This window comes from Candidatus Angelobacter sp., assembly GCA_035607015.1.
In the GTDB taxonomy this organism is placed as follows: domain Bacteria; phylum Verrucomicrobiota; class Verrucomicrobiia; order Limisphaerales; family AV2; genus AV2.
This window is the reverse complement of sequence record DATNDF010000390.1, coordinates 1-13417: the sequence shown is the minus strand read 5'-3', so window position 1 is coordinate 13417 and position 13417 is coordinate 1. Positions and strand designations below refer to the sequence as shown.

The 13417-nt window shown below is 58.2% G+C and carries 13 protein-coding genes; 3 read left to right on the top strand and 10 right to left on the bottom strand.

What is annotated here, in order from left to right; translation table 11 throughout:
• A partial coding sequence (locus VN887_15625) for an amino acid permease (protein ID HXT41435.1) occupies nucleotides 1-1268 on the bottom strand: 1268 nt, incomplete at its 3' end.
• A 225-nt stretch (nucleotides 1269-1493) separates the two neighbouring features.
• On the opposite strand from VN887_15625, the gene VN887_15620 reads away from it, so the two are divergent.
• Nucleotides 1494-2648, top strand: a complete 1155-nt coding sequence (locus VN887_15620) for an acyltransferase (protein ID HXT41434.1) — start codon at nucleotides 1494-1496, stop codon at nucleotides 2646-2648.
• Between the two features lie 79 nt (nucleotides 2649-2727).
• On the opposite strand, the gene VN887_15615 is transcribed toward VN887_15620, so the two are convergent.
• The 7 genes from VN887_15615 to VN887_15585 all read right to left on the bottom strand — a co-directional run bounded on the left by VN887_15615 (nucleotide 2728) and on the right by VN887_15585 (nucleotide 9298).
• Nucleotides 2728-3078 (bottom strand): hypothetical protein, encoded by a 351-nt coding sequence (locus tag VN887_15615; GenBank protein ID HXT41433.1) that lies wholly within the window; start codon nucleotides 3076-3078, stop codon nucleotides 2728-2730.
• A 206-nt stretch (nucleotides 3079-3284) separates the two neighbouring features.
• On the bottom strand, nucleotides 3285-3923 hold the full coding sequence (locus VN887_15610) for a sigma-70 family RNA polymerase sigma factor (GenBank protein ID HXT41432.1): 639 nt from the start codon (nucleotides 3921-3923) through the stop codon (nucleotides 3285-3287).
• A 76-nt stretch (nucleotides 3924-3999) separates the two neighbouring features.
• Entirely contained in the window at nucleotides 4000-5262 is a 1263-nt protein-coding gene (locus tag VN887_15605) for a hypothetical protein (protein HXT41431.1), read from the bottom strand.
• A gap of 218 nt (nucleotides 5263-5480) precedes the next feature.
• Nucleotides 5481-7220 (bottom strand): hypothetical protein, encoded by a 1740-nt coding sequence (locus tag VN887_15600; protein HXT41430.1) that lies wholly within the window; start codon nucleotides 7218-7220, stop codon nucleotides 5481-5483.
• Nucleotides 7221-7655: 435 nt separating this feature from the next.
• Nucleotides 7656-7931, bottom strand: coding sequence for a hypothetical protein (locus tag VN887_15595; protein HXT41429.1), 276 nt, complete (start codon nucleotides 7929-7931; stop codon nucleotides 7656-7658).
• Between the two features lie 107 nt (nucleotides 7932-8038).
• Complete coding sequence (locus VN887_15590; protein ID HXT41428.1) at nucleotides 8039-8275, bottom strand: hypothetical protein; 237 nt, start codon at nucleotides 8273-8275, stop codon at nucleotides 8039-8041.
• A gap of 162 nt (nucleotides 8276-8437) precedes the next feature.
• Nucleotides 8438-9298, bottom strand: a complete 861-nt coding sequence (locus VN887_15585) for a sugar phosphate isomerase/epimerase (GenBank protein HXT41427.1) — start codon at nucleotides 9296-9298, stop codon at nucleotides 8438-8440.
• Between the two features lie 137 nt (nucleotides 9299-9435).
• Here VN887_15585 and VN887_15580 point away from each other — a divergent pair, with 137 nt between their 5' ends.
• Nucleotides 9436-9717: a hypothetical protein gene (locus VN887_15580; GenBank protein HXT41426.1), complete on the top strand. Its 282-nt coding sequence runs from the start codon at nucleotides 9436-9438 to the stop codon at nucleotides 9715-9717.
• Nucleotides 9718-9796: 79 nt separating this feature from the next.
• Here VN887_15580 and VN887_15575 read toward each other — a convergent pair whose 3' ends face one another.
• Complete coding sequence (locus VN887_15575) at nucleotides 9797-11428, bottom strand: hypothetical protein (protein HXT41425.1); 1632 nt, start codon at nucleotides 11426-11428, stop codon at nucleotides 9797-9799.
• A gap of 254 nt (nucleotides 11429-11682) precedes the next feature.
• Between VN887_15575 and VN887_15570 the strand changes: the two genes are divergently transcribed.
• Entirely contained in the window at nucleotides 11683-12615 is a 933-nt protein-coding gene (locus tag VN887_15570; protein ID HXT41424.1) for a hypothetical protein, read from the top strand.
• A 23-nt stretch (nucleotides 12616-12638) separates the two neighbouring features.
• Here VN887_15570 and VN887_15565 read toward each other — a convergent pair whose 3' ends face one another.
• Entirely contained in the window at nucleotides 12639-13415 is a 777-nt protein-coding gene (locus VN887_15565) for a sulfurtransferase (GenBank protein ID HXT41423.1), read from the bottom strand.
• Nucleotides 13416-13417 lie beyond the last annotated feature (2 nt).

The following is a 13417-nucleotide window of genomic DNA, read 5'->3' as shown; positions in this document are numbered from 1 at the left end:
GTCTTGAACGGGCGCAACGCATCCGGCTCTCGCCGCCGCAACACCACCACCGCCCACGCGTTCGCGGCGTAGAAAAACCAGCTCACGAATATCAGCGTGTCCGTCAACGTATCGAATGTCCCGCTGAACAGCAGCAGGATGCTCCAACCTCCCTGCACGACGAGCGACGCGCCCGGTGTGCGGAACCGCGGATGCGCCCGGCCGAGCAACGCGGGAAACATCCCGCGTTCGCCCATGGAAAAATAAACGCGCGCGCTGGTCAGAATGACCGCGTTGGCCGCGCCGAAGGTCGAGAGCATCACCGCCACGGCAATCCAGCGACCGCCACCGGCGAAACACCGCTCCGCCACGTCGGCCGCCACAAGTTTCGAGCGTGCCATTTCGTCGATTGGCAGCACAAAGGCATACACCGCGCTCATCAGCAAGTAGAGTCCGGTCACCAGAAGAATTCCCAGGATCAGGCTGCGCGGCAAATCGCGTCGCGGCGACTTCAATTCGCCGCCGATGTACGTGATTTTGTGCCAGCCGTCATACGCCCAGAACGCCCCCTGCAACGCCGCAGCTGTTGCCGCCCACCATGCGAGACCCTCGGGATGGATCACCTTGCTGTCCGTCGTGAGATTCGCGAATTGACCGACACCGGGCATCAGCAACACGAGTAACGCCAGACCGAGCATGGCGCCCATTTTCGCGATGGAGAAAACATTCTGCACCACCCCGCCGAAGCGCACTCCCAGGTAGTTCACGACGGTCAACAGCAGGATGACTCCTGTGGCAAGTCCCTTCACGCCGAGTTCCTTGAACGGCACGATGTCGCCAATGAGCGGCAAATGAAACGCGAGCCCGGCCAGCGGCCCGGCCATTTCTGGCAGGCGCACGATTTGCGTGGCGTATTCGGCGAAGACATAGGCGAGGGCGGCGATGGAACCTGACTGAATGACCGCGAACAAAGCCCAGCCGTAAAGGAACGCGACAAACGGACCATAAGCCCGCTGGAGAAATACGTACTGGCCGCCGGTCTGCGGCATCATTGCGGCAAGCTCTGCGTTGCTCAACGTGCCGAGTAACGAGATAATCCCAGCAACGAGCCAGACACCCAGCAATGTCTCTGGCGATCCAACCTGCGATGCCATCACGCCCGCCTTGCGAAAAATCCCCGAACCGATGACCCCGCCCGCCACGAGCATCGTCGCGCTGAACATACCGAGCGTCGGGATGAGCTGGAGTTCATCGGGGTGCGATTCTTCCTGTGGCTTCGGTTCGTCCATCGGGTCTGGCTGCAGCGGAGCTTACAGACCGTGCCACCGGAAGAAAGCGGAATGGAAAGACAATCTGCCGTCATTTGCCTCAGAACCGCCGCGCTCCAGGCGCAGATGTTACATAACCATCAACACTACTTTCCTCGATGACATCGTGTGTTCCATCCACCCTGCCCCGCGCGGCCAGTGGTGCGCAGGCTTGCTGACGGGCCGGCTGGCAGTTAACACTCTTTCATGCCCTCACCCTCCTCGCGGCTCGCCTGGATCGACAATTTGCGCACGGCCGTGATTTTCCTTGTGGTCAACATGCACGCGTGTGTGACCTACAGTCACGTCGGCAGCTGGTATATCAATGAGGACCCCGAGCCGCCGATATCGGCGAAGATCCCCTTTATCTTCTGGCAGGGTCATTTGCAGTCGTTCTTCATGGGTCTGTTGTTTTTTGTGTCGGGCGTCTTCGCGCATCGCTCGCTCGCTCGGCGCGGCGCCGTCCAGTTTCTCCGTGAACGGTTCGTCCGACTGGGCCTGCCCTCTCTGCTTTATATGGTTTTGATTCACCCTTTCATCGTTTACGTGCTGCTGGGTCTGCCGCCCATCCCCAATCGCCCACCGCTCACCACGCTCTACGTGAATTACCTGGCCTCGACGCGAGTGTTGAGCGGGAACGGCCCGCTCTGGTTTGCTTTGGCGCTGCTCGTGTTTTGCTCTGCGCTGGCCGGGTGGCGGAGGTTGCGACCTGAAACTGTGGCGACAGATTCCCCAAAGTCGCCTGCGCCCGGCGCGGTGGCATTGCTGGGGTTCGGCTGTCTCCTTGTGGCGACGACATTCGTGGTGCGGTTGGTGCAGCCGATCGGCACGAACGTGTTCAATTTCCAACTCTGTTTCTTTCCACAATACATCGCTGCGTTCGGCGCGGGAGTCGTGGCGGGCCGCAGCGAATGGCTGGAAGAGCTGGCGTTGTCGCGCCGCGCGCGCATCGCGGGCTGGATCGGGCTTATCGGCGGTCCGGCGCTGCTGGCGACCGTGATTGTCCTTGGCGGGCCTCTGCCGGAGCACGGGCCAAATCTGTACGCCGGCGGCTGGCACGGCCAGGCGTTTGGTCTGGCCTTATGGGAACAATTGGCTGGCCTCGGTCTTGGGCTGGGAATGCTTGCTCTCTTTCGTTCGCGACTGAATATCGATCTTACGATGACGCGATGGCTTTCAGAGCGGGCCTTCGCCGTTTACGTCCTGCACCCTCCCGTGCTCGTGGCGTTGACTCCTTTGCTGCGTCCGTTGAACACCGGTTTGTTCGCAAATGTCCTGTTGCTGACCGCGCTCGGACTTGTCGCTAGTTTTGCAGCAGCTGACGTCGCGCGGCGCATTCCTGGATTGCGGGCAATTCTGTGAGGCGGAAGGCACGATCAATGCAAACCGACGTCGGGTTGACGTTTCCTTGCCGGGAGACTGCCCCGCCCATCTCCTGCCTTTAATCCAACACACTCGCGACGGTATAAACACGGGCAGGCGAGGGATTCCGACTTCCTTGAGTGGTCAGCAATTCATCCAACTTGTCCAGCGATTGGTTGGCAACCATCTGGTAATTGGCGACGGTCGGTGGCAGGTCAGTCTTCACGTCCGCTGCCGGAACCGCCCGGGCGCTGGATTGTGTGTGAGGAGAAACGCCGGGACGCTGTTCATACAATGATAACGCCGCGATCAGGACGGCGACCACGGCGACCACCGCCAGAGTCAGGCGCCGTTGCATCCCAATTTCCCGAAGATAAGCCGCCAGCGTTTCCCACGCTGAACCGGATTCTTCCGCTCTCAGTCTCGACATCAGGCTTCGATGAAAGGATTCGGACGCCCGAATGCCTGATGCTTGTTCCGGTGCGGTCAGCTTCTCCGTTACACTTGAAATCTCCGCCATGTATCGGGCGCACCCGTCGCAGTTTTCAAGATGAGCGCGTAGATCACGCGCCTGCCGGTTGTCCAACTCGTCAAGCGCGAGGCAAACAATGAGTTTTCGATTTCTTGAACAAGGTTTCATGGCGTTGCAGCGTTGATTTTCAGTTCGGCAAATTGTGCGACGAGGATGTTCATCCTGCGCAGCTTATCCAGTGCGTGGAACAGCCGTGACTTGACCGTTCCCAGTGAACAGCCGAGCACCGCCGCGATCCCTTGCAGCGAATCGCCCACGTAAAAACGCAGATAAACGACCTCTTGATGCTTGGCCGGCAGCGTATGGATACATCCCCACACAAGCGATGCTTCCTCACGAATACAGGCCGCTCTATCGGGCAACATCCCTTTGTCCACCAAATTGCCCATGTTGTTTTCAAGTTCGTCCCGCTCATGTCCCGCGAGCCAGGCGAGTGGAAACGGTCGTTTCTCACGGACCGTGTTGCGGTAACGGTTGAGAAGAATCGCGCACAGCCAGGTGAAGAATTGACAGCGCCCGTTGTAGCGGCGCAGACATTTCCAAGCCTCGACCAAGGTGTCTTGCGCCAGGTCCTCCGCAAGGGTCGCGTCGGCGCAAAGCGCAATTGCCTGCCGCAACAGACGCGTTTCATAAACCCGGCACACCTCGCCGAATGCGTCAATGTCCCCTGCAAGGGCGCGGTCCAGCAAATCGCGCGAAGTTGGGATTTCGATTTCCACGAAAGTTGGAGTCAGGCTGAACACGTCTGGAGTATAGCTGAAAGAGCCGGACAGTTCCACTCGGAACTGCCCGGCTTGCCAGCTGAATTGGATCGCGCAATCATTTGCGCGGCGCCTGGCCCGCATTCTTTCCGATGACCTGGAATGGAGGCCCATCTTTCTCGACGAAGATCAGCGTTTCCAGGTACCCGCGCCCATCGTACACTGATTTCAACTGGAATCCGCGATCCACCCCTTCGAAGACAAACCGTTCGAAGGCAAAGGGACCCTGGCCGTAGGGATCGTTGACACTCTTCAATCCGGGCTCGCCGTTTAATTTGTACTGCACCGCGGCCCGCACCATGTCCAGGATCGCCAGGGTCCCGAACTCCTTCGGTCTGCATTTCTGGACGGCCGGAAACATTTCGGCCACGAGGGGATTTGCAGAGTTTTGAATCTCCGCAGTGAACCCTTTGATCGAGTCCTCGTACTCGCGTTCAGGCGCGGCCATGATCACGGCAAGCCGTTGGTAAAGCGGCACCATCTCGCGGAGCAATTTGACCACGCCTTCGCTTGTACCGCCCGCCGCCCGGTTCACTTTTCCCCAAAGGTCGGTCTGCGCCTGATTGGTTTCTCCCTCTCCCGAGCCGACCATGCCCGTGACCAATTCGTGGATTCCCGCCATCACTTTGGCGTCGTCCGACGGATTCTCCTTCTGCAATTCCTGAATCTTCCTCAGCAGCCAGTCATGAAAGAAGGTCTGCTCCGTCGGGATGCACGCCGCCACCGTTCCCCGGGGCGGTGCCGCATCGAATCCATCCGCCAATTGCTTCAAGGTCTCGGGAGAAAACTGATAATAATTTTCGGCAACAGCTGCGCAGAGAATGTTCTCCATGGCAATTTGCACCAGAGCGGCAATCAAGGTTCCGTCCCGCGATGAATTCCTGGCAAGTGAAAAAGCAGCCAGCAAATCATCGCGCGCGTCATCCTGACGGCCGTTCTGCAAATCCCACATGGCCCGCAACCGGGCGGCTTGTGCGACACCCTTGCAACGGGCGAGCTGGGGAAGCAACGTTGCCGGGCCGGGGCTCATATCAATGCCCCAGTCACACGGCACGGTTGCCTGGGCTGCCTGGCGCACCAATTTGAACTCGTTGTCGTAACGGCCAGCGAGTTCACCGAATCGTTCCGGGAGCCTTTGACCTCTCCAGTCATTATCGAACAGGTATTCGTGGTCCGCCGGAGACAAATCCGGGATCAGCTGAATAGCCCGGTAATATGTCAGCGCCGGGTTGATGTCCGAGCGGAACTGTTCCGCGCAGGCGCCGGCCATCGCCCCTGCCACAACCACCGCGGCCAAACCGATTGATTTTATGATTTTCATAGTGTTCTTCTGCTTTCGTAGTTCAGTCTGGCCATTAGTAACGTCGCTGAGCTGAAAGGTTCACTTTTTGTGGCTTTTCTCCGGTTTGCCAGTGGAAAGAAGGCAGAGCGTTCGCCGGTTCACGTGTTTACGTTGATTAAAGCACGTGAACGCTGGCTATCCCTGAATACCAGGTTTACGTCCCGAGTCTTGTGAATCAGTGTTCGAACCTGTGCCGGTTACTCTGCTCGTTTTGCCGGCTTGACGACTGTGAAGGTAATGTCCCCGTTTTTCCCGTCCATCCGCTGGCCGGAATCGTCTTTCAGGTCGGGGCCTATGCTATAAAGTAGATAGCCGCTCCCCTTTTTTCTGTAACGCAAGGGCTGACCATCAAACGGGTCCATGGGCGTCGAGGCCAAACAGTCCGGTATCAGTTCCCCCAAGGCGTCGGGATACCGGTTATCATGCGCCGCACGAAACTTCTCGAGCGCCAGCGCAGCCAACCCGAGACGAAGAGAGGCCAGACACCCTGCTTCCTTGGCGACGTCTTGTGCGAGACCGGGCAGCAACCAGACAATGATCGCGAGTTTTTTGTCGGCGGCTTTGATCACACGCTGGCGGATCAAGTCGCCCGCCTTCAGACGATCGGGCAGGGCCAATTTGCGAACTGCCCTAAGCTGTTGGAAGGTCTCTTGATAGTACTGCTGCTCCTCCTTCAGGTTGTTCGCATTTTGCAGGCGAGCAGTAATCTGGTTTCGCAGTTCGGCGGGAATGTCCACTCCGGGGGCCGACAGGAGTTCCTGAAGTTTTTGTGGTGTTGCCAGTAACGCTGTCGAAGTTATCAGCTCCGCCGCCAGGGCACGGTTAAAACCCTCACCTCGTGTATCGTAATCCTCCATTTTATGAAAGGCAGTCGAGAGCTCGCTTAAGGATCCAGGGCGCAATGCCGTGCGGTTCAGAGTCTGCTCCAATGCCGCCAGTGTAATGAGAACACTGGCCGCGCGCATTTTCTGAGAACTCAGTGAAGGTTCAGCACAGAGCGAGCGCGCCAAACCCAGGGCCGTCAGAACATCATTGGCGGCCTGTTCTCCATCGTTGGCCTCCGCATGCTGGATGGCAGACAACTCCGTGACCAGTGTGGCACTCTTGACTTTGAGCAGGTGTGGGAAAACGGCGTCAACTCCCTGCTTTAAATCCAGGGGATAACGGCTTTGTTCGCATTTCGCGCCTTGGACAAAGAATTGCAGCGCGTTTTTGTTGGCGTGCAAAGCGGCGGCCAGTGCGGACTTCACAGATACCGACATGGTCGCTCCGAGCGGAGGAAGTTTCCCTTTGCCGAGGAGGGGCGTATTGGGGTCGTTGACATTGCCAATCTGCAAGGCGTCAAAACCTTGAGAAAAGAAGATGGCGGCGTTTTGTCCTGCCGGCGGTTCAACGTACCAGGCATTGAGTTCCACGAGCGTATGAGGAAGGTCCTCGTTGGACACGGCGGAAGAGCCGTGATGACTTCGCCCGAATATCACCGCTGCCGCCGCGACAAGAACCAGAACGACTGCTCCGCAGATCTTTTGGACGAGCCGTTTGGTTCTGGGCTTCGTGCGGGCAGAACTTCCCGTTTTCGCTGCGCTGGGCAGTTTTTGCGGGACTGGTGGGTGAACTGTTGGCGGCGGAGGTGGTTCGCCCAACCGCAGTCCGGGAGCAGAAGTAGTTTGCGATTCCAGGTGCCGAGCAATCGCCCGGTTCGCCGCCGCGGTGCCATCGGTTCCGCAGATCGGACACTGGACAGGGTAAGCCATGCCCCCGTCAATCGATTCAAGGTCGAAGGCGTATTTCTGTCCGCACTCGCACAGGATCTTGATTGGTATCGTGGTCGGCGGCAGTTGCGATTGCTTCATTCCGGTCAGGGTATTCATGCTTCCTTTCCTTATTTGTGCGTCGTAGCACGACCATTGGATCCAACCGCCCGGCTCGGCCGGCACCAATGCCGCGCGCGAGGGTCAGCACCGCCACGGCAGTAATGCCGGGATTCTTCCGCAGTTGGCGGAAGGCGAAACGACAATCTTGAGTGACGAGGGACAAGTGTTTTCGCAACCCAGTCTGGCCGTTAATAACGACACCAGGCCAAAAGGTTCATTCTTTCGGAGTTTTTCAACAGCCGCTGGATTCAAGTGAAACCCGCCGGGCGGCTCAGTGACGAATTTATCCGCTCGTTATCAGGATGAGTACGACACCGACAAGCGCGCGGATTCTCAACTCACCATACTGCTCTGGCCTTGTTGGAGACGGTGCGGGCGAAAAGGAGAACTCCGTTATCCTCGAATCGTGTTGATTCACTGAATTGCCGTCCACGCTCCCACAACATCCAATCACCTCGGCGAGTCCTCTCCAAACTGACAACCCTAGAATTCGAAAAGTCACCGTTCTCGCAGCAGGCTTTCCGGTAATGCAACCAGCTCTGTTTTGTTTCCGTCGGGAACCCAAGCCACGCGGCCATCGGGCTTGATGCGACGCACGGCTCCTTTGCGCGAGCCTTTCAGGGTGCGAACGCGGTCGCCAACACGGAAGTCGGCGGCTTCGCCGAGGGCTTCGACGCCGCGCGCCATGGAATCCCGGTCGAGCACGCCGGCCACGTAATGGGCGGCGAGCGAGGCCGCTTCCCGGCGGCGCGCCAGCGGCAGGTCGGCGAACAAAATATCAATCAGCCGGCGGGCAATTTCAGCGAAGGTGTTGCCGTTGAAGAAAAGAAACGGCGCGGCGCGATGACAGCGGAAAAGGAAATCGAGAGTTTCGAGAAGGGTCAGCGTTTGGTGGCGCGCTTCTTCCCATTGCCCCTGAACTTGCGGGTGAGTTTCCGGATTATGGCCGTGCTGAGCGCGTCCTCTTTCGCACGCTCCGCGGTTGAAGCCGACGACAGACTCCCAACTCCAGTTTTGGATAAACGCGGCTCGGGCTTGTAGCGGTGAGTGTTTGCCACCACGCCTTCCAGAACCATCGCTGGAGTCAGCTTTGCGAGCAGATCGGTTCGCAGCTTCATCAGGCATAATGTAGCCCGGATCGGCCTGTTTCCGCAAGTGTCAAGGAGCCTGACTTGCCGATTGTATGAAAACCCGCCCGTTCGGGGACGGGGCCTGCACTGGTCCGCAAAAACTGGCGGCTTCTTGCAAGCGCCGCGACCATAAAGTTTTCAAATGGATTCTTAACACTTGCCCCAGCGGCGCATGACTTCCAGAGTTTTCTCGACGCTGATCAATGGAGGGTAGGCATCGCTTTCGTATTCGACGATGTACCACTCCACGCCGGCAACGTTTTCGCACAGCCTGAAAATCTCCGGCCAGTTTTGTTCGTCGTCTCCGATGAGGGCGTTGGGCTTCGATTTCGAATAGGGCTTTACGTGCACGCTCGCGACGCGACCGGGTTTCCTCTTGAGGTAAACGACCGGATCGCCACCCTGCGCCACGCCGTTGCCCATGTCGAACTGAATGACGACTTCCTTTTTCGTCCGGTTGAAAAACGTGTCCCATGGCACTTCGCCGTCGATGGGTGTGAATTCGATGTTGTGGTTGTGGTAGCCGACGCGCATTCCGTGCGGCTTCACCTTGTCAGCGAGCCCGCTGAAGATGTCGGCAGCCCCCAGCCAGCCCTGATGCGTCTTCGTGTATTTGCCCGGCAGACTGGGCACGATGAGGAACTCGTTGCCGAGCGTGTGGTTGAATTCGATGGTCTTCGGCAGGTTGTCGCCCAGCAAGGTGTCGAGGCCGATATGCGTGCCGCAACATTTGAGCCCGACGTCGTCGAGCAGCTTGCGCAGCGATTTGGCGTCGCGACCGTAATAGCCGGCGAACTCGACGGCCTTGTACCCCATCTTTGCCACGGCGGCGATCGTGCCGTCCAGGTCCTTCCCACATTCCTCTCGCACGGAATAGAGCTGCAGCCCGAACGGGATCTTGTTTCCACCGTATTTGCCGGCCCCGAAAAGACTCGCGGGAACGGAAGCAGCCAGAGCGGCAACGGCACTTGTCTTTAGGAATCCGCGTCGAGAGATGGATTGCGATTTCATGGTGATCGGAAGAACTATCAGATCGAGAATAGTTCAGAAAGCGCGAATTTCGGCACTGGACAGTCGGCGATTTCAGGGCGATAGGTTTCTCAGTTGCTATGTTTCAGGCGCCCGTTTTGACGAGAAACCGAGTCCGGTTGGCCTACGCCGTTGCTGTCTCAGCAGACGCGTTTCAGCTTCTGCTGGGACCGTTGGGCTGGGCCTTGCCCGATGAAATCCTAGACGTCATCGCGATGATATTCACCACGACAGCAATTGGTTTTCATCCATTGTTGCTGCCAACCTTTGTTGTCGAGTTCGTCCCGGTCCTTGATATGTTGCCCACGTGGACGGCGTGTGTTGCGCTGGTCGTTTCCCTGCGCAAGAAGCAGCAGACTGCCCCGCCACCACCCGCAACCGGACCGGTGATTGACGTTTAATCCTTCACGGCCGGCTGCCGTCGCGGCACACCGAAGCTATGCAACCCGTGGAGGCGACGGATCTCCGGCTCACCGTCCTTCACTTTGCTCCCAACCGTCCGTTTACAACCGAGGCGAACTGTTCGAGATCGCCATACTTGTTCTGCCACGTCGTGTACATCGCGCCAAGGACGCCGCTGACGCCCTTCTCGGAATCGAGCCACGCCCGGATTTGGTCGGGCCCCGCGTCGTAGTAGCCGGCGACGAGCTGCTGATGACCGCGACCCGCAAACCATTTCAAGCTTTCGTCCCGTTTGTCAAAATTCCAATTCACGATGACAACGTCCTTATCAAGTCCCTCCCATGAACCCGAAAGATCGCCACGAACAAGGTAATAGTCCTTGTGGGCGTTGTGATGAGGATCGAATATGTCGCTCCAGACGTAGATTTGCCCGTCGGGGTTCACTTCCCGCAGAATCCGGATGCAAGTCTTCACGTTGTCGGCCAGGATGGCGCCGGCATCGAGGTGCCGCCGTTGACAGGCGTCGCACCAATTGAGCACCCGAATTTCGTCGTGCGACATCATGTAGCCCTTCGCACCCCACGCCGCGTGCATGCGTCGGGCCTGGTCGCGCAACAGTTCGACGGTCCTCGGTTCAGACGGGCAAATCATCGCTTGGTCGTCGTAAACCGTCGCGGCATGGTAATATGAAACGCGCAGTCGTGTACCATCCGGCAGTGACGTTTTGATGGGCGGCGGTTCGTGATAAATGTCGTAAGCGCCATTCCATGGTTTGTTGCCCATGCGCGGGTCAACGACCTTCTCGAAATCGCGGCCTTCAAGGACCGCCGTACCACCGTCCTTCTTCACCATCAGAGGCGCGCCGTCACGACGGACCAGGTTCAATAGTCCGACCTCTTCCAATTTCACGTCATCGAACCAGAACGAACCGGTCCTGCCGCCCCAGCAGCCCACGTAAAGGTTCGCCTCGTTGTGATCAAGCGAATTGAAAACCACATGATGTGTGGTCCAGTCTTGCGTCGCCTTCACGCCGAGAGAGTTGAAGTTCAGTGCGCGATTGCCCGCAAGCACCTTCACTTCCGGCGTGCCTCGAAAATCCCGCGCCTTCACGCGAATGGAAAGGTGATATTGCCGGAACGGTGTGAGTTTGAGTTTTTGCACGATGCGCGCGTTTTGGCCACGAGGATCACGAACAAGCGCTGCCCCGTCGTCAGGCAGCACGATGTCGTCCTTCCAATCCCACTGTTTCAAATCTGAAAAATCCCCGCCCTTGAGAGTGATCGGCGGATCGGGTTGCAGGCGCCCTTCGCCGCTCTTCACGACGTAAAGGGCGTCACGGACGGGAAGCGCTTCGATAAGATTCGGGTCGTGCCAGAGAAGGTCGTTCGAGTAGCCGACGGGAAACAGCGCCGGGATGATTTCCATGTGCAACGCGGCAGCCAGTTTTTTCACACGTTCCACATTGCGGAAATAGCGCGCGTCCATGTCATCCAGCTTTGCAAACTTGGAATCCGTCAAGAGAATGCGTGTGTAGCCGGCTTTCGCCGCGCGTTGAAACAACGACTCCAGGTCGTCGATGTTTTTGTCCACCCAGAGATTGCGAGAGCAATAGAGCCACAGTTCAGGTGGCCCGGCGCAAACAGGCGGCGTGCCGGTTCCCAAAACGGCGAGGCAAAGGACGGTACTCTGAAAAATCCGGTTCAAGTTCACGGTTCGAGGCTAAACAACTCCCCTGCCCGTGTCAGCCCAATCCTGCGACCTGCCGTCACCCCGGCTTTGACTGGCCGGCTGCCTGCGGTAAACTGTAACGGCCAATGCACCCGCACTGCTTTATCCGGCAACTCCGGCGCTCGAAATTCTGCGCCTGGGCGACGTTGCTGGCGTTGGGTCTTTTTCTCAATTGCGGTTGCGCTTCCAATCCCCCCGACCGAGCAAGCCTCAAGTCCGCGCCGCCACAACCGTATATGCGGGTATTTCGCGGAAGCTCAAATGTCACGGAGCTGCAAATTGCCGCGCGAAAATTCGAGCCGGCGCATCGAAAGGGCCCGACAGTCTGGCTTGTTGGCGTCTCGCATATCGGCGAGACCAATTACTATCAAACACTGCAAAAAATCCTGGATGGCCAGGCAGTCGTCCTCTTCGAAGGTGTCGGAGAACGTCCACATTCGATGCTCCGGTCCGAAAATGCCTCCCGCGTATCCACTGAAAACAATTCCCGCAGCGGCGAGGATGAAAACGGTTTTTCCCTCCAGTCGAACCTCGCGCGGTCGCTCGGTCTCGCATTCCAACTGGAAGCCATCGACTACGATCGGCCGAATTTCCGCAACAGCGATCTATCGATCCGGGAGATCCGGCAACTGATGAGCGGCGAAAGGGAGCTCCCGTCAGGTCCGTCCACCAACCGACTCGCGCAGGCGGCTCCAAACGCGTTCGAGGGATTGCTGCAAATCATGGACGGAAGTTCATTCGCGGGGGCCATCGCGCAACTGGCGGTAAAGTTTGTCGGCTCCAGCCCGAAGCTACAGGCGCTCACCAGGCTCGCGATGAGCGAGGCGCTAGGGCAGATCAAGGGAGATATCTCGCAGTTGCGCGGCCTCCCGCCGGACATGAAACAACTGCTCGAAGTTCTGATTCAATCACGCAACGCCAGGGTGGTACGGGACATCAAGGACATTTTACCGACGTTGCACGCTGATAAATCGGTTGCCGTTTTCTACGGCGCGGGACACATGGCCAATCTGGAAGCGCAGATCCGCCGCGACCTGAAATACCGGCCGGTCGGCGAACTCTGGTTTCCCGCCATCACCGTCAATGCAGCGAAGGCAGGATTGACGGAGACTGAAATGAAAATGGTCCGCTCCGTGGTAAGCTGGCAGCTGCAGATGATGGGACAGTGATTGACGTTGCGTGACGCGCGGCGTCACCCCTTTTCAATCGGCGCCGCGACGACGTTTCCGTATTCGGTCCAACTGCCGTCGTAGTTCTTCACGTTGTCGATGCCGAGCAGGTATTTCAGCACAAACCAGGTGTGGCTCGACCGCTCGCCGATGCGGCAATAGGCCACGGTCGCTTTCTTCGGGTCAACGCCCTTTTGCTGGAGATAGATCGACTGCAACTCATCCGCCGATTTGAACGTCCCGTCCGCGGCGACCGCCGTGCTCCAGGGAACACTCTTGGCGCCGGGAATATGGCCACCACGTTGCGCGGTTTCGGTCATGCCCGGGGGTGCGATCACCTTGCCACTGAACTCATCCGGACTGCGCACATCCACGAGGTTGGCCTTCCCGGTTTTAGAGATGTCCATCACTTCCGGCAGCATGGCGCGCAATTCGAGGTGAACGCCCGCGGCCTTGTATGCGACCGGTGTCACCTTCGGGATTTCCGTCGTGAGCGATTTGTCCTTTTCATTCAGCCATTTTACCCGGCCGCCGTTCATCAACCGGACATCTTTGTGACCGTAGATTTTGAACAGCCAGAGGCCATAGGCCGCGAACCAGTTGTTGTTGTCCCCATAAACCACCACCGTGTCTCCCGGGGAAATGCCCGCTCCGCCGACAAGCTTTTCAAACGTTTCCCTGTCGATGATGTCGCGACGAACCTGGTCCTGGAGCTGGGTCTGCCAGTTGAACCCGACGGCGCCGGGAATATGCCCGGCATCGTAAGCCTTGGTGTCCACATCGATTTCGACGAGTTTGATTC